Source organism: Pseudomonas sp. 5P_5.1_Bac1 (assembly GCF_025466015.1).
Taxonomy (GTDB): Bacteria; Pseudomonadota; Gammaproteobacteria; order Pseudomonadales; family Pseudomonadaceae; genus Aquipseudomonas.
Genome location: NZ_JANLNX010000047.1, coordinates 1 through 19,369, shown reverse-complemented (window position 1 = coordinate 19,369; position 19,369 = coordinate 1). Strand labels below are relative to the sequence as shown.

At 65.7% G+C, this 19,369-nt stretch carries 17 protein-coding genes; 8 read left to right on the top strand and 9 right to left on the bottom strand.

Annotated features, from left to right (window positions below; translation table 11 throughout):
• The first annotated feature begins 98 nt into the window (after nt 1-98).
• The 5 genes from NTD82_RS09280 (at nt 99) to NTD82_RS09260 (ending at nt 6,543) form a co-directional block, all read left to right on the top strand.
• Nucleotides 99-1,652, top strand: a complete 1,554-nt coding sequence (locus tag NTD82_RS09280) for an alkaline phosphatase D family protein (RefSeq protein ID WP_262128538.1) — start codon at nt 99-101, stop codon at nt 1,650-1,652.
• Between the two features lie 155 nt (nt 1,653-1,807).
• Nucleotides 1,808-2,326: a sigma-70 family RNA polymerase sigma factor gene (locus tag NTD82_RS09275; RefSeq protein ID WP_262128537.1), complete on the top strand. Its 519-nt coding sequence runs from the start codon at nt 1,808-1,810 to the stop codon at nt 2,324-2,326.
• Nucleotides 2,323-3,243: a DUF4880 domain-containing protein gene (locus NTD82_RS09270; RefSeq protein WP_262128536.1), complete on the top strand. Its 921-nt coding sequence runs from the start codon at nt 2,323-2,325 to the stop codon at nt 3,241-3,243. The genes NTD82_RS09275 and NTD82_RS09270 overlap by 4 nt, the downstream gene beginning before the upstream one ends.
• Nucleotides 3,244-3,319: 76 nt before the next feature.
• Entirely contained in the window at nt 3,320-5,689 is a 2,370-nt protein-coding gene (locus NTD82_RS09265) for a TonB-dependent siderophore receptor (RefSeq protein ID WP_262128535.1), read from the top strand.
• A 14-nt stretch (nt 5,690-5,703) separates the two neighbouring features.
• Nucleotides 5,704-6,543 carry an alpha/beta hydrolase gene (locus NTD82_RS09260; protein ID WP_262128534.1) on the top strand — a complete coding sequence of 280 codons (840 nt, stop codon included), beginning with the start codon at nt 5,704-5,706 and terminating at the stop codon, nt 6,541-6,543.
• 6 nt (nt 6,544-6,549) lie between these two features.
• Here the strand turns inward: NTD82_RS09260 and NTD82_RS09255 are convergent, their stop codons facing one another.
• The 3 genes from NTD82_RS09255 to NTD82_RS09245 form a co-directional block, all read right to left on the bottom strand.
• Nucleotides 6,550-7,881, bottom strand: a complete 1,332-nt coding sequence (locus NTD82_RS09255; protein WP_262128533.1) for an MFS transporter — start codon at nt 7,879-7,881, stop codon at nt 6,550-6,552.
• Between the two features lie 141 nt (nt 7,882-8,022).
• Nucleotides 8,023-8,844, bottom strand: coding sequence for an NADPH-dependent oxidoreductase (locus tag NTD82_RS09250; RefSeq protein ID WP_262128532.1), 822 nt, complete (start codon nt 8,842-8,844; stop codon nt 8,023-8,025).
• Between the two features lie 134 nt (nt 8,845-8,978).
• A complete protein-coding gene (locus tag NTD82_RS09245) occupies nt 8,979-9,680 on the bottom strand; it encodes a GntR family transcriptional regulator (RefSeq protein ID WP_262128531.1) in 702 nt (233 codons plus the stop codon).
• A gap of 194 nt (nt 9,681-9,874) precedes the next feature.
• Here NTD82_RS09245 and NTD82_RS09240 point away from each other — a divergent pair, with 194 nt between their 5' ends.
• The 3 genes from NTD82_RS09240 (at nt 9,875) to NTD82_RS09230 (ending at nt 13,348) form a co-directional block, all read left to right on the top strand.
• Nucleotides 9,875-10,936 (top strand): aromatic ring-hydroxylating oxygenase subunit alpha, encoded by a 1,062-nt coding sequence (locus tag NTD82_RS09240; protein WP_262128530.1) that lies wholly within the window; start codon nt 9,875-9,877, stop codon nt 10,934-10,936.
• On the top strand, nt 10,933-11,883 hold the full coding sequence (locus tag NTD82_RS09235; RefSeq protein ID WP_262128529.1) for a PDR/VanB family oxidoreductase: 951 nt from the start codon (nt 10,933-10,935) through the stop codon (nt 11,881-11,883). The genes NTD82_RS09240 and NTD82_RS09235 overlap by 4 nt, the downstream gene beginning before the upstream one ends.
• 421 nt (nt 11,884-12,304) lie before the next feature.
• A complete protein-coding gene (locus NTD82_RS09230) occupies nt 12,305-13,348 on the top strand; it encodes an ABC transporter substrate-binding protein (protein WP_262128528.1) in 1,044 nt (347 codons plus the stop codon).
• Here NTD82_RS09230 and NTD82_RS09225 read toward each other — a convergent pair.
• The 6 genes from NTD82_RS09225 to speB are packed head-to-tail and all read right to left on the bottom strand — an operon-like array spanning nt 13,345 to nt 19,198.
• Nucleotides 13,345-14,244, bottom strand: coding sequence for a LysR family transcriptional regulator (locus NTD82_RS09225; protein WP_262128527.1), 900 nt, complete (start codon nt 14,242-14,244; stop codon nt 13,345-13,347). The genes NTD82_RS09230 and NTD82_RS09225 overlap by 4 nt on opposite strands.
• 58 nt (nt 14,245-14,302) lie before the next feature.
• Nucleotides 14,303-15,028 (bottom strand): SDR family NAD(P)-dependent oxidoreductase, encoded by a 726-nt coding sequence (locus tag NTD82_RS09220; RefSeq protein WP_262128526.1) that lies wholly within the window; start codon nt 15,026-15,028, stop codon nt 14,303-14,305.
• 15 nt (nt 15,029-15,043) lie between these two features.
• Entirely contained in the window at nt 15,044-15,961 is a 918-nt protein-coding gene (locus NTD82_RS09215; protein ID WP_262128525.1) for an NAD-dependent epimerase/dehydratase family protein, read from the bottom strand.
• A gap of 11 nt (nt 15,962-15,972) precedes the next feature.
• Nucleotides 15,973-16,803 carry a polysaccharide deacetylase family protein gene (locus NTD82_RS09210; RefSeq protein ID WP_262128524.1) on the bottom strand — a complete coding sequence of 277 codons (831 nt, stop codon included), beginning with the start codon at nt 16,801-16,803 and terminating at the stop codon, nt 15,973-15,975.
• Nucleotides 16,800-18,224 carry an APC family permease gene (locus tag NTD82_RS09205; RefSeq protein WP_095156753.1) on the bottom strand — a complete coding sequence of 475 codons (1,425 nt, stop codon included), beginning with the start codon at nt 18,222-18,224 and terminating at the stop codon, nt 16,800-16,802. The genes NTD82_RS09210 and NTD82_RS09205 overlap by 4 nt, the downstream gene beginning before the upstream one ends.
• A gap of 17 nt (nt 18,225-18,241) precedes the next feature.
• The gene (speB, locus tag NTD82_RS09200; RefSeq protein ID WP_262128523.1) at nt 18,242-19,198 is read right to left on the bottom strand and encodes an agmatinase; all 957 of its coding nucleotides are present in this window, start codon (nt 19,196-19,198) and stop codon (nt 18,242-18,244) included.
• Nucleotides 19,199-19,369 lie beyond the last annotated feature (171 nt).

Genomic DNA, 19,369 nt, shown 5'->3' with positions numbered 1-19,369 from the left:
AGGGGGATCGCCATGCAAATTGTCGACGCCCGGCTAACATCACTTGGCCAGCGCTCACTGGCCCCATAAAAAGCACGCCTGATCAGGGAGGATCGTCCATGAGCCTGTTACTCGGCCCGATAGTGCATTTCCAAGGCATTCACGCCGGAAAATACTGCGTTTCGGCGCTTCTGGTCGTCGACAAGGGCGACCCGGCCCCGGTCCCGAAATTGGCGAACTGCACCCAGGTCGATGTGCTCTGCATCGCCTCGATACCCTTCGACAAGCCGACCAAGGATGTCTGGCGTATCCAGGTCACCGCGACGCAGGGCAATGCCCCGCTGCAGTGCACCCTTGGGGCCAGCGGCGGTAGCGCAAGCTTTTTCGTGCCCCGCAAGGGCGAGTCACCGCGCATCGCCTACGGGTCGTGCAATGGATTCTCCGCGGACAAGTACCGCAAGAAGGTCATCGACCGCCCGAACGAGCGTTGGCTCGATATGCACACGCGGCACCAGATTCCGGACAAGGAATTCCACCTGCTGGTGATGGGCGGGGATCAGGTCTACACCGACTCGTTGATGGTGCTGGACGGCCCGATGAAGGAGTGGTCCGACCTTGGGCACAAGGCGCAGGTCAAAGCGCCCTGGAACAAGAGACTCGAAGCCCAGGTGGACAAGTTCCTGGCGGACTTGTACGTGTCGCGATGGAGTCAGGAGGGCATCAGGCAGATCCTCCACGCGATCCCCTACATCGCCATGTGGGATGACCACGACATCACCGACGGCTGGGGCTCCCATCCCCAGGACCTGCACGAGAGTCCGGTCTATCAGAATCTGTTCAGGCTGGCGTCCCGGTATTACCGCCTTTTTCAGCAGCATCTGGGGAGTGGCGCAAATCACCCCGGCGCGTTGCCGATCATCCCTGGCAAGCCAGCGCCTGCCCAGGGCTTCAGCCTGGTGTATGGCGGCCTCGGCGAACTGGCGATCCTGGTGCCGGATCTGCGCAGCGAACGGCATCCCGACTTGCACAGCAGCACCGGCTTCCAGCCCACGCAGATCGCCTCCGAAGCGACTTGGGATTCCATCTTCGCCTGGCTCGACGGGCTGGCGAAGAACCGGCCCAGGCATTTGCTGGTGTGCACCAGCCTGCCGGTGGCCTACCTCGATCTGAATGCCGCCGAAGTGGCCCTGAATGCTTTGCCGGGAACCTGGGAACTGGAAGACGACCTGCGAGACCACTGGCGCAGCAAACCTCACCGCGATGAGCGACAGCGGCTGATCAAGCGCCTGCTCAACTTCTCCGCGCTGGGCACCCGGGTCACGATTATTTCCGGCGATGTGCACGCCGCCGCGGCCGCGGTGATTGAATCCAGCCTGCCACAGCACGGCAACGGTGCCGGGGTGATTTTCCAGTTGGTCTCGACCGGCATCGTCCATACACCGCCGCCGGCAGTGGCGGTGTACTTCATGGAAAAATTCGGCGCCGGCCAGGAAACCATCGAATACGGCGTCAGCGCCCGGATGCTGCCGATCGGCTTCAAGGGCCACTACCTGGTGCCGGAACGCAACTGGCTGAGCCTGATCCCGGACTCGAAGCAGCGTATCTGGGCCAACTGGCATGTCGAGGGGCATGAACACCTGTTGACCCAGGTGATCGATCCGGTAGGCCCTTGAAAAAATCATTATCGTGACCTGGACCCATCGCCGGGCACTGCGGCAATACGTCTGGCGGGTAACGATTGTAAAAAGTTGAAATAAGAATGATTCGCTATTAATGTGCCCGCGTTCGCCACGCCAACCCGTGGCGTTTTCCTGCTGCGGGGTTTGGCATGTCGCTACATGAAGCGGATTCGATCGTTCCTTTCGAGGTGCTCTATGGCACTCACCACGGCTGGCTGAATGGCTGGCTGCGGCGTTCGGTCGGGTGTTCGCAGCAGGCGGCGGACCTCGCCCAGGACACCTTCGTGCGCCTGTTGGTGCGCGGTCAGCCGGTCAGTGACCGGGCGCCGCGGGCCTTGCTGGCGCGTATCGCCCGCGGGCTGGTGATCGACCACTGGCGCCGCGACGCGCTGGAGCGGGCGTATCTCGAAGCCCTGGCGCAGTTGCCGGAAGCCAGTCATCCCGCGCCGGACGTGCGCCACGAAGCCTTGCAATGCCTTGAGCGCATCGCCCGTCTGCTGGATGGCCTGAAGCCTGCGGTGCGCGAGGCCTTTCTGCTGTACCAGCTCGGCGGCCTGACCCACGACCAGGTTGCGCGGCAACTGGGCGTCTCCAGCCGCACGGTCGAGCGCCATGTCGCCAGCGCCCTGTGGCACTGCTATCAGGTGTGCTTCGAGGACGCGTCATGAGTGCGTCCGGTCAGCCAGTTCCGCAAGCCATCGTGCACAAGGCCATCGAGTGGCAGATGCGCCTGCGCGGCAATGCCGGCAACCCTGAATTGAACGAGCAGTTGCAGGACTGGCTACGCCGCGATCCCCGGCACCAACTGGCCTGGCAGCGCCTGCAGCAGATGGCCGGGCTGTTCCAGGCCAGCCAGTTGCCCGACGCCGGACAGACCATCCCGCTGCTGCGCCGCGCCGAAGCCGACGTCGGCCGTCGCCGCACGTTGAAGCTGCTTGGCCTGCTGGTCGGCGGTACGGCGCTGGTGGCGGTCAGTTCGCCTCCGGGCTGGCGCGCCGACTACGCGACCTTCACGGGCGAGCGTCGGCGGGTCGGCCTGGGCAACGGCGCCGAGGTCCTGCTCAACACCGACAGTTCGGCCGACGTGCAGGGCGGCGAACTGCTGCTGCGCTCCGGCGAGGTGCTGGTGGAAGGCGCGCATTGGCGGGCGCGCTGCCGCTTTGCCCAGTGCACCGGGCAGGAGGCGCGGGTGCTGTTGCGCGAGCGCGACGGCTACAGCGAGATTCGCGTCGACCGGGGCGAGGTCCAGGTCTCCGCCGCCGCCGGGCAACGCCTGTTGCGCGCGGGCGAGGGGCTGGGCGTCTCGGCGACCAGCATGACCGCGCTGGACAAGGGCGCCTTCGACCCGTTCGCCTGGACCCGCGGCCTGCTGGTGGTCAGCGACATCCGCCTGGCCGACTTCCTCGCCGAAGCCGGGCGCTATCGCCAGGGTTGGCTGGGCTGTGACGCGGCGGTGGCGGACCTGCGCCTGTCCGGGGTGTTTCGCCTGGACGAGCCAGCGTCGATGCTGGACAACATCACCCATTTGCTGCCGGTGAAGGTGGTCGAACGCACCCGCTGGTGGGTGCGCGTGGTCGCCGTTTAAAAAAACCGGAAAATTTCTGTCGGACTTCAAGGACTCGTCCGGTTAGGGAAGATCACTCCCTCATTTGGACTCCGTCATGCGTTCTGCCCGACCCCAGCCATTGCCGTTCCAGCCCCGTCATCTGCCCCGCGCCGTGTGCCTGGCGATCGCCCTGGGCGGCGGCGTCGCCAGCCTGCCCGTGCTGGCGCAAACCGCGGCGCCGGTCACGGTCGCCCCGGCCATCGCGGCCGGTCCGCTGGGCGCGGCGTTGAGTACCTTTGCCGAGCGGGCGGGGATCATCCTCTCGTATTCGCCGCAAGACGTGCGCGGCCTCAACACCGCGGGCCTGGCGCAAGGCGGCTCGCTGGAAGACGGCCTGGCGACCCTGCTCAAAGGCAGCGGCCTGGTCGCCCACAAGACCGCTTCCGGCTATGTGGTGCTGCGCGACGCAGATGCCAGCCTGCAACTGGCGCCCACCAGCATCGAGACCACCGCGCTGCAAAGCGCCTTTGCCCCGGTGCCGGGCTACTTCGCCAGCAATGCCAGCAGCGCCACCAAGAGCGACCGGCCGATCCTCGAAACCGCGCAGAGCATCAGCGTGGTCACCGCCGAGCAGATCGCCGACCGCAAGGTCAACAAGGTCGAGGACGCCGTGGCCTATGCCGCCGGTGTGCGGGTTGGCAGTTCGGGCCTGGACCCGCGTTTCGACAACATCCAGGTGCGCGGCTTCGAGACCACCATCGCCGCCGACTTCCTCGACGGCCTGCGCCAGCCGGGCAGCGGCTGGCTGTCGCTGTATTCCACCGAGGCGTACAACCTTGAGCGCATCGAAGTGCTAAAGGGCCCGGCCTCGGTGCTGTACGGGCAGATCAGCCCCGGCGGCATGGTCAACCGGGTGAGCAAGCGGCCGAGCCTGCTGGCCAGGAACGAGGTGCAGGTGCAGGGTGGCAATTACGGTCACGAGCAAGGCCAGTTCGACATCGGCGGCAAGCTCGACGAGGCGGGCGATGTGCTGTTCCGCACCGTTGGCCTGTACCGCGATTCCGGCTACTCGGTCGAGCAGATGGACAACCAGTCGCGCCTGCTGGCGCCGTCGTTGAGCTGGCAGATCGATCCCGACACCAGCCTGACCCTGCTGGCGCAGTACCAGGAACGCCAGACCGCCGCCTCGCCGATGCTCTATCAGGAAGGCGATCACCTCACCAACTTCTGGCAGGGCGACGAGTACTACGACAAGCTCCACCAGCGGCAGTGGACCTTCGGCTACGAGTTCGAGCACGCCTTCAACGAAACCTTCAGCCTCCAGCAGAACCTGCGCTACGGCGAGGTCAGCACCACCAACCAGTACCTGCAGCCCACCGGCTCCAGTGACGGCCACACCCTCGACCGTTACGCGGTGGGGCTCTACGAAGACATGCGCTCGGTGACCACCGACACCCGGCTGGTCAGCCGCTTCGCCACCGGCGACGTGCAGCACACCCTGATCAGCGGCGTGGATTACGCCTGGCTGGACACTTCGCTGCTGTACGCCTGGGGCGCGGCGCCGAGCATCGACCGCTGGGCGCCGGACTATCACCAGCCAGTGACCCGCCCCACCGACGCGCTCGCCGACCAGGACGGCATCGAGCAACGCAGCGGCCTCTATGTGCAGGACCAGATCGAGCTGGACCGCTGGCGCCTGTCCGCCGGCCTGCGCCGCGATTGGGTGCATGTGCGCCGCGACGACAACCTGACCGGTCTCAACAGCAAGACCAGCGACTCGGCCACCACCTGGCAGGCGGGCGTGCTCTACCTGTTCGACAACGGTCTGGCGCCTTACGCCAGCTACGCGCAGTCGTTCCTGCCGGTGACCGGCAACAACGCCAGCGGCCAGCCTTACAAGCCCACCGAAGGCGAGCAGTACGAAATCGGCTTGAAATACCAGCCGCCGGGCAGCAGCACGTTGCTGACCGGGTCGCTCTATCACCTGACCCAGACCAACGTGCAGACCCGCGATCTGCTCAATCCGTTGAACAACGTGCAGACCGGCGAGCAAGTTTCCCGTGGCCTGGAGCTGGAAGCCGTGTCTGACCTCGGCGAGCACCTGCGCATGACCGCCAGCTACAGCTTCAACGACGCCGAAGTCACCCGTGGCAACAATGGCGACCAGGGCAAGGTGCCGAAAAATGTGCCACGCCACCTCGCGTCGCTGTGGCTGGACTACAAGCTGCCGTTCGGCCTGGGTCTCTCCGGCGGCGTGCGCTACACCGGCAGCACCTACGGCGACCCGAGCAACGAAGTGAAGAACGAGGCCTACACCCTGGTCGACGCCGGCATTCATTACGACTTCGGCGGCGGCCTGGACGGTGTGCGCCTGGGCGTCAACGCGCGCAACCTGTTCGACGAGCGCTTCATCAACTGCCAGGACGGTTACTGCTACCGCGGTGAAGCGCGCAGCGTGGTCACCAGCCTGAGCTACCGCTGGTAAGGGGAGGGAAGCGCATGTTGAAGTCAATTCTGAAAATGGCCGGCGCCTGTTTGCTGGCCGCCGCCTCGTTGGCCAAGGCCGACCCGGTGACGCTGGACGGCACCGAGCAATGGCTGATGAAGAGTGCCGAAGGCCGCGAGTACCGGATCATGATCAGCCTGCCGGAAGGCGAGGTGCCCTGGACCGGCGGCTATCCGGTGATCTATCTGCTCGACGGCAACGCCTATTTCCCGGCGTTCCATGCCGCCAAGCGGGCGCAGGATCGCTTGCGCGGGGCGATTCTGGTGGGCATCGGCTATCCGAGCGATACGCCGCTGGACTTCGTCCGTCGCGCCTACGACCTGTCGCCGCCAGCCCCGGCGGAGCGCAACGAGCCGCCGCAGGGTGGCCAGGACGTGTTCCTCGACTTCATCGAAAAGCGCCTGATGCCCAAGGTCAACGAGCGCTTCAAGGTGGACCAGGACCAACGCAGCCTGGTCGGGCATTCGTTCGGCGGGATGTTCGGCATTTACACGCTGTTCACCCGTCCGGCGCTGTTCCAGCACTACGTCGCCATCAGCCCGAGCCTGTGGTGGCAGGATCGCTACCTGCTGGCCCACGAGCGGGCGTTCACCCGCCAGGCCCACGCCGGCAAGCTGGACCTGATCCACCGCAGCCTGACCCTGATCGCCGGCGACCGGGAAATGCCGCAGGAAATCCAGGATGTCCGCTCGCTGCAACTGCGTCTGGAAAACCTCTCGCAGTACGGCCTGCGCAGCGATTTTCAGATCGAGGCGGGCGAGGACCATGCGGCGATTCCGTTCCGCGTGCCGAACCGGGTGCTGGACGAGTTGATGAGTACGCGGCGCTACTGACGGCGCTCAGTCACCCTCCAGCCGGCGGAACACCAGGACCGACGCCAGGCAGATCAGGCTCATCGCCAACAGGGTGAGCTGGATATCACCGGCGCTGGGCTGGGCGTGGCCGCCGAGCAACTGGATCAGGCCGAGCAGCATGGCGGCCACGCAGACCGCCAGGCTCATGCTGATCTGCACGCTGGTGGCCGACAGGGTGGCGGCGCTGCTGGAGCGTTCGGCGGGGATGTCGGCGTAGGTCAGGGCACCCATCGCCGTCATCTGCAACGACCGCGACAGCCCGCCGGCGAACAGCATCAGCATCACCAGCAGCGGCGCGGTGTCGGCGCTCAACAGCGCGCAAGCCGCCATCGACAGGCTGGCCAGCAGGGTGTTGTAGACCAGCAGCCGACGAAAGCCGAAACGCCGCGCCAGCGGCACCGAAATGAACTTGATCAGCAGCGCGCCGGCGCCACCGGCAAAGGTCATCAAGCCCGCCTCCAACGCACTCAGCCCATAGCCGACCTGAAACAGCAGGACCAACAGGAACGGCAGCGCCGCAGCGCCCAGGCGGAACAGAAAACCGCCGTTCAGCACCAGGCCGAAGGTAGCGATGCGCAGCAGCGACAGGTCGAGCAGCGGCGCTTTGGCGCGCCGCGCATGGCGCACGTAAAGGCCGGCGAACAGCACGCCGATCGCCAATAGCAGGCACGACCAGGTCCGGTTCAGCGAACCGTGGCCAAGGGTTTCGAAGGCCAGCACCAGGCAGGCCAGGGCCGGGCTGCCGAGCAGGAAACCGCGCAGGTCGAGGGTCTGGCTGGCCTGGCCGGGATAGTTCGGCACATGGCGCAGCACCAGATAAATCCCCAGCAGGCCGATGGGCAGGTTGAGCAGGAAGATCCAGTGCCACGACAGCCAGGTCACCAGCATGCCGCCCAGCGGCGGCCCGAACACCGGGCCGAGCAGGGCGGGCATGGTCAGGTAGGCCATGGCCCGCAGCAGATCGCCTTTGCTCGACCAGCGCAGCAGGATCACCTGGCCCACCGGCACCATCAGCGCGCCGGCCATGCCCTGGAAGAACCGCGCCAACGCCAGTTGCCACAGGGCACTGGAGGCGGCGCAGGCCAGCGAACTGAAGACGAACAGCAAGATCGAGGCGATGAACACCCGTCGCGGCCCAAGCCGTTCGGCCAGCCAGCCGCTGAGCGGAATGAACATCGCCACCGCCAGCAGGTACAGGGTGACCACCAGGTTCATGCGCACGCTGGGCTCGCCGAAGTCCGCCGCGAGTTGCGGCAGCGCGGTGAGCACGGCGGTGGAATCGAGCAGTTCCATGAACAGCGCGCAGCCGATGATCATCGGCACCTTGCGCTGGAAGGTGCCCTCGGGTGTGGCGTCGTTGCCCAGTGGCGGGGCAGGGTCAGCTTGCCGTTCGGTGTGTGTCGGTTGGGCGATGCTGTTCAGGGCGGACTTCCATGCAAAAGAATGAGGGCGGGCGGCTCAGCGCAGTGCCAGTTGCTGGTCGTTGAGGACCTTGCCGATGCGCTCGCGGCCATGCAGGGCCGACTCGTCCTTGAGGCGGTTGATCACCTGTTCGCTCCAGCCCGGCGTGTTCTGGCCTTGCGCCCGGCTGAACGCGGCGGCGAGCGCTTCGTAGTCGCCGATCAGGCGTTGTTCCTGGGCCGCATCGACCTGGTAGGTTTCGTGGTGCAGGGTCACCGCCTGCGGCAGTCGCGGCTTGATGGCGCTGTCAGTGGCGGCGTAGCCCACGCACAGGCCGAATACCGGATAGACCAGCGGCGGCAGTTCCAGCTCATCCACCACCGCTTGCAGGTCATTGCGCAGCGCGCCGATGTAGACGGTGCCGAGGCCCAGCGCTTCGGCGGCGACCACCGCGTTTTGCGCCGCCAGCGCGGCATCGACGCTGCCCACCAACAGGCTGTCGAGATAGGACGGTGCGCGCAGCTCGGTGTCGTGCTGCGAGGCGATACGTTGGGCGCGGGAGAAATCCGCCAGCCAGATCAGGAACAGTGGCGCCTGTTCGATATGCCGCTGGTTGTTGGCGAGCCTGGCCAGGCGCGCCCGGCGGGCCGGATCACGAACCTCGATGACGCTCCAGGCCTGCAGGTTGGACGAGGTGGCCGCCGACTGGGCGGCGGCGATCAGGGTTTCCAGGGTGCCGTCGGGCAGGGCGCGGTCGCTGTAGCTGCGCACGCTGCGGTGATTGAGCAGGTGATCGATCACCGGGTTGTTCAGGGCGTTGGCGGCATGCTGCTCGCCGTAGCGTTGTTGCAGCAGGTCGGTGGTGGCGGCGTTGGACATGGCAGGCGTTCTTCATCACGGGAAGGGATGGCGAACACGGTAGGGGCAAGCGGCCTGCTTGTGAAATATCCGTTGGTGCTTTGTTAATAACAAGGCGCATATTTTTTAGCGATGAATATGCGCGAAGGGCATTTCTACTGGATGATTTTCAGCCCGTCCTGGCGCGGCCCGCTGAAGATTTTCATGTAGCGGATGGTGACGTTGGCGTGCTCGCGCATGATCGCTTCGGCGCGGGCGCTCTGCCCGGCCAGCAGGGCGTCGACGATCATGTGGTGCTGCATGTTGGCGAAGTTGAAGCGGCGGAATTCCTGGTCGAGGTTGTTGCGGTCCACGGCAATCGAACTGACCGAGGCGAAGGGCAGGTGCTCGTTGCGCGACAAGGCTTCGGCCACCGCGCCGTTGCCGCTGGCCTCGATGATGGTCTGGTGGAAGCGCTTGTTGATGTCGTGGTACGCCGCCAGGTCGTCCTCGGTGACATGGCCTTTGTCGAACAGCCGGTCGGCCTGTTCCAGGCATTCCAGCAACACCGCGCGGGCGGCTTTCGACAGACCGCTTTCCGCCGCCTGGCGCGCCGCCAGACCTTCAAGCACCGCGCGCACTTCCACCGCGTCGGACAGCGTCTGCGCGGTGACCTGCTTGACCGCGAACCCCCGCGCGCCTTGGCGTACCAGCAAGCCCTCCTGCTCCAGCGCGCGGAACGCCATGCGCACCGGCATCCGCGAGACTTCCAGCAATTCGGCGGTAGGAATCTCGGCGATCCGCTCGCCGGGGGCGAAGCGCCCGTCGAGGATCATCCTGCGAAGCAGGTTCAATACACGCTGTCCAGATCCACTCACAGGCGACTCCACGGGCCAAAGGCTTTCCAGCGCGGGACTTTACCCGCTTTGCGCGCGGCTGCGAAAGGAGGTTCGACGCAAATGCCGTGCGATTATCGAACTGTTATTGGATCCAGTAACGGCTGTTTTGTTGTGTTTTGTCCGCTGGATATTCAATCTCTGGATCCATCACAACAACAAAACGAGCCACACCCATGCATCCGAAGAACGCCTGGTACGTCGCCTGCACGCCTGATGAAATCGCCACCAAGCCGTTGGGGCGCAAAATCTGCAACGAGAACATGGTGTTTTACCGTGGCCACCAGCAGCAGGTGGCGGCGGTGGAAGACTTCTGCCCCCATCGCGGCGCGCCGCTGTCGCTGGGTTTTGTCCGCGACGGCAAGCTGGTCTGCGGTTATCACGGCCTGGTGATGGACTGCGACGGCAAGACCGCCGCCATGCCCTGCCAGCGGGTGCAGGGCTTTCCGGCCATTCGCAGCTTTCCGGTGCAAGAGCGCCACGGCTTCATCTGGGTCTGGCCGGGTGAGCCGGGGCTGGCCGATACCGCGCTGATTCCTCACCTGCACTGGGCCGAAAGCCCCGAGTGGGCCTATGGCGGCGGGCTGTACCACATCGCCTGCGACTACCGGCTGATGATCGACAACCTGATGGACCTCACCCACGAGACCTACGTGCATGCGTCGAGCATCGGCCAGAAGGAAATCGACGAAGCCCCGGTGACCACCCGCGTCGAAGGCGACACGGTGGTGACCAGCCGCTTTATGGAAAACATCCTGCCGCCGCCGTTCTGGCAGGCGGCGCTGCGCGGCAATGGCCTGGCCGACGATGTGCCGGTGGACCGCTGGCAGATCTGCCGTTTCAGCCCGCCGAGCCATGTGCTGATCGAAGTCGGCGTGGCCCATGCGGGCAGCGGTGGCTACGACGCACCAGCCGCGCTCAAGGCCGGCAGTATCGTGGTCGACTTCATCACCCCCGAGAGCGACACCTCGATCTGGTACTTCTGGGGCATGGCGCGCAACTTCAAGGCCGATGACCCGGACCTCACCGAAACCATCCGTGTCGGCCAGGGCAAGATCTTCGCCGAAGACCTGGAGATGCTCGAGCGCCAGCAGCGCAACCTGCTGGAATACCCGCAGCGCGCGCTGCTCAAGCTCAATATCGATGCCGGCGGGGTGCAGTCGCGGCGCATCATCGAGCGGATCATCGCCGCCGAGCAGGCGACGGCAGCGCCGGTGATTGCCCGGAGTGCGTCGTGATGGAAGTTGTGATCAAGGCGATGCGCCTGGTCGCCCGCGACATCCTCAGCCTCGAACTGGCCAGTGTCAGCGGCGCCGAACTGCCCGCGTTCGATGCCGGCGCGCATATCGACGTGCACTTGCCCAACGGCCTGGTGCGCCAGTATTCGCTGTGGAACAGCCCGCACGAGCGCGAGCGCTACTGCATCGGCGTGCTGCGTGATCCCGCGTCTCGCGGTGGATCCAGCGCCGTGCACCAGTTGCTCAGGGTCGGCCAGGTGATCACGGTCGGCGAGCCGCGCAACCTGTTCCCGTTGCAGCCTGCCAGGCGTTCGATCCTGTTTGCCGGTGGTATCGGCATCACGCCGATCCTGGCCATGGCCCAGAGCCTGGCGCGGCAGGGCGGCGACTTTGTGTTGCACTATTGCGCCCGCTCGCCGGACAGCGCGGCGTTCGTCGAGCGGCTGCGGGCCATGCCGTTCGCCGCGCAGGTGCAACTGCACTTCGATGACGGCGCGGCGGCACAGCGATTGAATCTGCAGGCTGTGCTGGAAGCGGAACCCGGCGACAGCCAGTTGTATGTCTGCGGCCCGGGCGGCTTCATGGAACATGTGCTGTCCGGCGCGCGGGCGGCGGGCTGGGACGAGGCGCGGCTGCACCGCGAGTATTTTGGCGCCGCGCCGGTGGCCAAGGGCGAGGACGACGCCTTCGAAGTGCGCATCCACAGCACCGGGCAAGTGTTCGCGGTGCCCGCGGACCAGTCGATCACCCGCGTGCTGGACGAGGCCGGGATCATCATCCCGGTGGCCTGCGAACAAGGCATCTGCGGCACCTGCCTGACCCGCGTGCTCGACGGCGAGCCGGACCACCGCGACCAGTTCCTCACCGCCGAGGAACGGGCGCGTAACGACCAGTTCACGCCGTGCTGTTCACGCGCCAGAAGTGGCTGCCTGGTGCTTGATCTGTAATGCCCGCCGAACACATCTGACAGCCGACGCGGATGAACCTGTAGGAGCGGCTAAAGCCGCTCCTACAGGTTGCGCATCACCACGGCATTTGCCTGCAAAGCTTTTTCATGCCCAGCGATAACAATTTTCATAATTTGCCTGCCGGCCCAACTGACGCATTATCGGCTCAAGCCAATAACAAGTGATCGCTCCGGCGATCGACAATGAGCGGCCAACTGATTCGCTCTCCGGCAGGTGTCGAACTTCGCGGCAATCCCACGACCGCATCCACAAGAACGATCGCGCACCCGCCTTACTGCCCTTTTAAGACTGTCGTGTTGCAACCGTGTCGGGGTCATGAAACCCGCGAACGCCGCTGGCGTGCGCACGGGATTTCACACCGGCCCCCGGCATTCATCTTGAGCGTAGGGAGGGTGTTTCAATGTCTTTGAATTTGCGTGCGTGCATCGTCGCAGCGGCAGCGCTGCTGGCGGGAAACCAGGCCATGGCGGCGTCCGACCGGCTGACCATCATTTCCTTCGGCGGCGCCACCAAGGCGGCGCAGGACCAGGCCTATTTCAAACCGTTCGAGCAGAGCGGGGCGGGCAAGGTGGTGGCTGGCGACTACAACGGCGAGCTGTCCAAGGTCAAAGCCATGGTCAGCGTCGGACAGATTTCCTGGGACATCGTCGAGGTGGAAAGCCCGGAACTGCTGCGCGGTTGCGAGGAAGGGCTGTTCGAGCGGCTCGATCCGGCCCTGCTGGGCAGCGGTGACAACTACATCGCCAATACCGTCAGTGAGTGCGGCGTCGCCAGCTACGTGTGGTCGATGGTGCTGGCCTACAACGCGACCAAGCTCGACACCCCGCCGGCGTCCTGGGCGGACTTCTGGGACGTGCAGCGCTTCCCCGGAAAACGCGGGCTGCGCAAGGGCGCCAAGTACACGCTGGAAGCCGCGTTGCTGGCCGACGGCGTCGCCCGCGACGACCTCTATAAAGTGCTCTCCACTCCCGCGGGTGTGTCCCGCGCCTTCGCCAAGCTCGATCAGCTCAAGCCCTACATCCAGTGGTGGGAAGCCGGCGCCCAGCCGCCGCAATGGCTGGCGGCCAATGACGTGGTGATGTCCGCCGCCTACAACGGCCGCATCGCCGTGGCGCAGAAAGAAGGCACCAACCTCGGCATCGTCTGGAACGGCGGGCTGTATGACCCGGACCACTGGGCCATCGTCCGCGGTTCGCCGAACAAGGCCCTGGCCGAGCGCTTTATCGTGTTCGCCAGCCAGGCCGACAACCAGAAAACCTTCTCGATGAACATCCCTTATGGCCCGGTGAACAAGCAGACGGTGTCGCACCTGCCGGAGGCCATCCAGGCCCAGTTGCCGACCGCGCCGGCCAATATGGACAAAGGCCTGCTGGTGGACTCGACGTTCTGGGTGGACCACGGCGAGGAACTTGAGGAGCGTTTCAACGCCTGGGCCGCCCGTTAAGCACCGGGCAGGTTCATCGCCTTGAGGAAGTTGCCCAGGCCCGGCGGGATCTCCAGCCCCTGGCGGGTGATGCAATGGAACGCCGAGGCGTAAGACAGCCGCTGCGGCAGGATCGCCCGCAGCCGGCCCTGGTCCACCCATTGCCGGGCGTAATGGGTCGGCAGGTAGCCGATGTAGGTGCCGGAAAACACCAGCAGGGCGATGGCTTCCATGGAAAAGGCGCTGATCATGTTGCTGAAGCGCAACTCGTAGGGGCGGCGGTTTTCCGCGACGTAGCCGCGGTCAACGTAGTCCGCGCTGCTGATTTCCTCGATGCCGAGGCTGTCGTCGGCGCGGTTGAAGAACGGGTGTTCGCGGCTGCAATAGAGGTTCTGCTCTTCTTCGAACAGGTCGCGGTAATCCAGCCCCGACAGCCGATGGTGGAAGGCGCCGATGGCGAGGTGCAGGCGCTCTTCCAGCACCGCCTGTTCCAACTCGTCCGGGCGCATCACGTGCAATTGCAGGCGCACCCGCGCGTTGTCCGGGCGAAACCGGGCGATGGCGGCGGGCAGCGGGCTGTCGGGCATGCTCGCGAGGCTGTCGACGGTGCCGATGCGCAGGTGCTCCTGGGTGCGGCCGTTGACTTCGACGGTCGTCTGCCGGAAGCGCTCGATGTCGGCGAACAGTTCCTGGGCCGCGCTGTAGGTGGCCAGGCCCTCGTCGGTAAGCTGGAAGCCGGCTTTGCCGCGCTTGCACAGCGAGTAGCCGACGCGGATTTCCAGGTCGCGGACCACCACGCTGAGGCGCGGCAGGCTCATGTTCAGCCTGACCTGGGCGGCGGTGAAGCCGCCCGCCTCAACGATGGTGCAGAAGGTGCGCAGCATGCGCAGGTCGATGTCGTTCAGGTTTCCCAGCATGGCTGCCTCGTCACTGTCGGATTGCACTGGCGGCGCCGGGCAGCCTTGCCGCGACGCCTCAGCCGTTCATCACACCACCACCGTTGACCCCGAGCACCTGGCCGGTGGTGAAACTGGCCTGCGCCGAGGCCAGGAAGGCCACGGTCGCGGCAATTTCCTCGGCCGTGCCCAGGCGCTGCAAGGGGTAGCGCGCGGATTCCTCGCGAATGTAGTCCGGCCCGAGCCGTTCCACCATCGGCGTCAGCGTGCCGCCCGGCGCCACCGCGTTCACCCGCACGCCGTGCGCCGCCAGCTCCCTCGCCAGGGCCTTGGTGAAGGCGATGATGCCACCCTTTGCCGCCGAGTAATGGCAAAGATTGGCGCAACCGAGCTGACCGAGGTCGGACGCGATATTGACGATGGCGCCGCTGCCTTGCCGGGTCATCAGCCGCGCCGCCTGCTGAGCGAACAGAAAGCTGCCGTAGAGGTGGACGCGGATCATCTGGTCCCACTGTTCGAAGGTCATCTCGGTGATCGGCGCTTCGTTGAGGATGCCGGCGTTGTTGACCAGCACATCCAGGCGCTCAAGGCCGCTGAACGCCTCGCGCGCCGTCTCCGGCGCCGAGACATCGCCGAGCACCACCCGCGTCTCGACACCGGCCGCGTGCAACTGCGTCACCAGCGCGGCCAGCGCCGGGCTGTCACCGAGGTCATTGAGCAGCGCGAGGTCACCCTGTTCAGCCAGGGCCAGGACCACCGCTCGGCCGATGCCGTTGGCGGCACCGGTTACCAGAAAAGTCTTCATGCGTGAGGCTCCGGATCAGTAAGGGTGGTTTTCCAGCCATTGCGCGTAGGTGGCAAGGCCGTCGCTCAGCAGGTAGGCGGGGCGATAGCCGAGTTGCCGGCGGGCGGCGCCGATATCGAACTGGGCGTTGTCGTCGAGAACGTCGATGCCGCCCGTGCCGATGTTGATTCGCGCGGCGGGATAGAGCCGGCGCACGCGCTCGGCGACATCGGCATACCGTTCCTGCTCGCCAGCGGTGACGTTGAACACGCGCTGTTCGAGTTGGCTGTCGTCGACCGTCATCGCCAGCAGGCAAGCGGCCGCGACATCGCTGACATGCACGTATTGCAGGCGGTAGTCACCGCCCGTGTGCTCCTGCAGCGGTTCGTCGTCGATGGCCGCGCGCAGCAGGCTTTTCAGGTAGCACTGCATGAACTGGCCGGGGCCGTAGATCCAGCCCGGACGCAGCGACACCACGCTGACGCCGTAGAGGTCGCTGTAGACCTGGCCGAGTTTTTCGGTGAAGACCTTGGTGCAGCCGTAAGGCGTGGTCGGGTTCAGCGGCGCCGATTCGTCGATCACGCCCATGTCCTGGTTGTGCCCGTAGGCGCACTCGGAACTGAGGTTGACCACCCGGGGAATGCCGAACAGCCGCGCCATCTCCAACACATGGGTGGTGCCCAGGGCGTTGGTCAGTACGGTCTGCAGCGGAATGTCGCGGGAGTCCACCGGGTGGGAGATCGCCGCGGTGTGGATGATCGCGTCGAAGCGCGTGGCGTTGCCGGTGTCGATCAGGTTGGCGAGCTCCACCAGGTCGCCCTGGTGGAATGGATGGTCGGGTGCCTGGCGCGGGGCACTGCGGTCGAAACCGCTGATGCTGTGGCCTTGCTCCAGCAACTGGCGCACCACTTCCTGGCCGAGAAACCCGTTGCTGCCGGTGACGAGAACGTGCATGGCGTTGCCTCTCAATAAGGGTAAAGGGGAAGGTCGAGGGCGCCGCTGCGCCACTGGCCGTGGACGTCGTCCGGGGTGCACCACCAGGCGTCGTCGAAGCCTTTGATGTACTCGATCAGCCGTTCCAGCATGAGCATTCGCGAGGGCCGGCCGATCAGTTGCGGGTGCATGGTCAACATGAAATGCCCGCCGTAGGCGCGCATGCCGTCGACTTCGGCGCGCCACAGCTCGAAGACCTTGTCCGGCGTCTCGATCACGCCGCCCATGGCCGGCTCGGCGGAATAGGCGAACTGCTCCCAGTCATCCAGCACCCAGCTCACCGGCAGTTCCAGCAACTGGCCAGGCTCCCCGCCCACCAGATAAGGACGGTCGTCGCCCATCAGGCTGCTGTCGCTCTTGAAGCCAAGCTCCACCAGCGCCTCGACCACATCCGGGGTGATTTCCCAGGTCGGTGCGCGGTAGTGGCTCACTTCGCGGCCGATGGTGCGTTCCAGCAGGCGCTTGCTGTCTTCGAGGATTCGCCGGTTCTGCGCGGGCGTCTGTTCGTCGGTACGCTCGTGGAAATAACCGTGGCAGCCGATGCCGTGACCGGCGTCGGCGATGCCGCGGACCACGTTGGGGTCCATCTCGGCCACCCGCGCCGGGATGTAGAACTGCGCGCGGATATCGTGACGGGCGAGCAGTTCGAGAATGCGCGGCACCCCCACGCGGCGGCAGTAGGCGCCCATCGACAGCAGGGTCAGGCGCCGCCCATCGAGGCTGGAGGTATCCCAGGCGGTTTCGGCGTCGAGGTCGAAACTCAGGGTGACGGCGAAGCGTTTGCGATCGGGCCACATGATCATGGGGAGACAATCCTCGTCGAAGGCGTCCGGCGACGCAGGCGGTTGTAGAGCAGCACGGCGGCGCCGCTGGCGATGATCACCGCGCCGCAATACCAGACGTGATAGAGGTAGGCCGGGTCGGCGGGCTGGGTGCCGGCGGTCCAGGCGATATACAACAGGGTCAGCAGGGCCAGGGCCGGCAGGGCGGACATCAGCACGGCGCGGCTGAAGGCCTGCTCGCGGAATACCGCGCGGATGAACGAGAGCAGCAGGGTGGCGTAGGAAATCATCATGGTGATCGACACCACGTCGTAGTACCACTGCAGCTCGCTGACCGGTTTCGCCCAGACCATCGCCAGCCCGCACAGGGTGCCGATGATGGTCAGCCGCGCCGGCACCTGGCGCCGATTGAGGCGTTCCAGCGGCGCCGGCAGGTCGCCTTCGCGGCTCATCCGGTAACCGGCGCGGACCCCGGCATTCAGCGAGATGTTCAGGCAGTTGCAGGCCGAGGTGATGATCACCAGCACCGGCAGCCACAGCAGCCATTCCGGCAGGTACAGCCGGGCGATGCTGCCGATCGCCTGGGCGCTGTCGGCGAACAGACCGGCCAGGGTGCTGGCGGGCACCGCCATCTTCCAGCCGATCGCGGCGATCGAATAGATCACCAGCATCGCCGTCAGCGTGAGCAGGAACGAGCGCTGGATGGTGCGCACCGGAGTGCGGGCCTCCTCGATGAAATTGATCGAGGAATCGAACTGGGCGAGCATCCACATGCCGAACAGCATGCCCGGGCCGATGGCCGTCCAGAAGCTGTCCAGGGAGGTCGGCAGGTAGGAACTGAGAATGCCCACGTCTGGCACCTTTGGATCGATGATTCCGGCCAGGCCGAGGCCCAGCAGCACCGTCAACTCCAGCGCCAGCAGGCACACGGCGACCTTGGCCGTGGCCTCAACACCGCGCAGGTTGAGCACCATGAACACCAGCAAGAGGACGCTGGCGACCACCTGGCCGGTGGCCGGCGAACTGTCCAGCCCCAGCAGGTTCTGCGCGTACTGCGCCCCGACCAGCGCGCACATGGCGGTGACGCTGAAACACATGATCACGTAGGTCCAGCCGAGGATGGTCGCGGCGCCCGGGTGCAGGTAGCGTTTGCTGAACACAAACACCCCGCCTGCCGCCGGGGCGCGGCGGACCAGGTAGATCAGGCTGAAGGCGATGACCATCATCGGGAAGAAATACGCCACCAGGATCGACAGCGGCGCCAACTCGCCGGACAGGGTGTAGAGCAGCGGCATGGACGACACCCCAACCCACGCCGGGCCGTTGAACGCCAGGGTGTTGGCGCAGACATTGAGGGTGCCGAGGCGGCCCTTGGACAGGGTGGTGTCGATTTCGCGCACGTCGCCGTGCCGGTCGTAACCGATGAATTCGCTGAATCGCATGATGACTTCTCCTGGGTTCAGCGGCGTTCGGCCAGCGCGTCGGCGAGGATGCACAGCAGCTCGAACATCATGGTCGCGCCCACCAGCGCGGTGGCGCCGCCAAAGTCGAACGGCGGCGAGACTTCCACCACATCGGCGCCCACCAGGTTCAGGCCGCGCAGGCCACGGATCAGGTGCTGGGCGTCCAGGGTGGTCATGCCACCGATTTCCGGGGTGCCGGTGCCGGGGGCGAAAGCCGGGTCGAGCACATCCACATCGAAGGTGATGTAGGTCGGTTCATCGCCCACCACCCGGCGCACCTCGGCCAGGGTGCCGGCCACGCCGAGGTCGTTGAACTCCTCCATATGAATCACCCGGATCCCGCATTCCTCGGCGAAGGCTTCGTCCTCGGCGGAATAGATCGAGCCGCGGATACCTATCTGCACGGTGCGGTGCGGGTCCAGCAGACCCTCTTCGATCGCCCGCCGAAACGGCGTGCCGTGGGTGTACGGGTTGTTGCCGAAGTAACGGTCGTTGGTGTCCGAGTGCGCATCGAAATGCACCATGCCGATCGGCCGATGACGGGCCAGCGCGCGAAAGATCGGCAGCGTCACCAGATGGTCGCCGCCCACCGACAACGGCACCACGCCGGCCTGATGCAATTTGCTGAAAAAGCCCTCGATCTGCTTCAGCGAATCCAGCAGATCGATGGGATTGACCGGCGCATCGCCCAGATCGCCGACCCGCACCAAGTCATAGGGCGCGATCCGGCTCACATGGTGCACCTTGCGCATCAGGCTCGACATATTGCGCACCTCCCGCGGCCCGTGCCGGGCGCCGGCGCGGTTGGTGGTGCCGCCATCCCAGGGCACGCCGACCAGACCAATGCGCACCTGCGCCGGGTCCTCGAACGCCGGCAGGCGCATGAACGTCGGGATTCCGGCAAAGCGTGGGACCACGGCTGCATCGATCGGTTGAGGATTATCAGTACTCATCGCAAGTCTCCGCATCGGCCGCAGGGAAGGGCCGACATCGTCAGGGTTGTCGTTCGGGAGGGCAGTGGGAAAAGACGGCGCGCGGGGTAATGCCAGTCAGTTAAACCTCTTGGGGCGCTTCGCGAGCAAGCTCGCTCCTACAAAAAAAACCCCCCCCCGCGGGGGCGCGCG

Excerpts from the sequence above, each read along its gene's own strand:
- NTD82_RS09270 (WP_262128536.1), top strand. The coding sequence starts at position 2,323 with ATGAGTGCGTCCGGTCAGCCAGTTCCGCAAGCCATCGTGCACAAGGCC.
- NTD82_RS09250 (WP_262128532.1), bottom strand. The coding sequence starts at position 8,844 with ATGTCCAACGCCGCCACCACCGACCTGCTGCAACAACGCTACGGCGAG.
- NTD82_RS09240 (WP_262128530.1), top strand. The coding sequence starts at position 9,875 with ATGCATCCGAAGAACGCCTGGTACGTCGCCTGCACGCCTGATGAAATC.
- NTD82_RS09205 (WP_095156753.1), bottom strand. The coding sequence starts at position 18,224 with ATGCGATTCAGCGAATTCATCGGTTACGACCGGCACGGCGACGTGCGC.
- NTD82_RS09215 (WP_262128525.1), bottom strand. The coding sequence starts at position 15,961 with ATGCACGTTCTCGTCACCGGCAGCAACGGGTTTCTCGGCCAGGAAGTG.
- NTD82_RS09220 (WP_262128526.1), bottom strand. The coding sequence starts at position 15,028 with ATGAAGACTTTTCTGGTAACCGGTGCCGCCAACGGCATCGGCCGAGCG.
- NTD82_RS09275 (WP_262128537.1), top strand. The coding sequence starts at position 1,808 with ATGTCGCTACATGAAGCGGATTCGATCGTTCCTTTCGAGGTGCTCTAT.
- NTD82_RS09260 (WP_262128534.1), top strand. The coding sequence starts at position 5,704 with ATGTTGAAGTCAATTCTGAAAATGGCCGGCGCCTGTTTGCTGGCCGCC.
- NTD82_RS09210 (WP_262128524.1), bottom strand. The coding sequence starts at position 16,803 with ATGATCATGTGGCCCGATCGCAAACGCTTCGCCGTCACCCTGAGTTTC.
- NTD82_RS09230 (WP_262128528.1), top strand. The coding sequence starts at position 12,305 with ATGTCTTTGAATTTGCGTGCGTGCATCGTCGCAGCGGCAGCGCTGCTG.
- NTD82_RS09255 (WP_262128533.1), bottom strand. The coding sequence starts at position 7,881 with ATGATCATCGGCTGCGCGCTGTTCATGGAACTGCTCGATTCCACCGCC.
- speB (WP_262128523.1), bottom strand. The coding sequence starts at position 19,198 with ATGAGTACTGATAATCCTCAACCGATCGATGCAGCCGTGGTCCCACGC.
- NTD82_RS09280 (WP_262128538.1), top strand. The coding sequence starts at position 99 with ATGAGCCTGTTACTCGGCCCGATAGTGCATTTCCAAGGCATTCACGCC.
- NTD82_RS09265 (WP_262128535.1), top strand. The coding sequence starts at position 3,320 with ATGCGTTCTGCCCGACCCCAGCCATTGCCGTTCCAGCCCCGTCATCTG.
- NTD82_RS09225 (WP_262128527.1), bottom strand. The coding sequence starts at position 14,244 with ATGCTGGGAAACCTGAACGACATCGACCTGCGCATGCTGCGCACCTTC.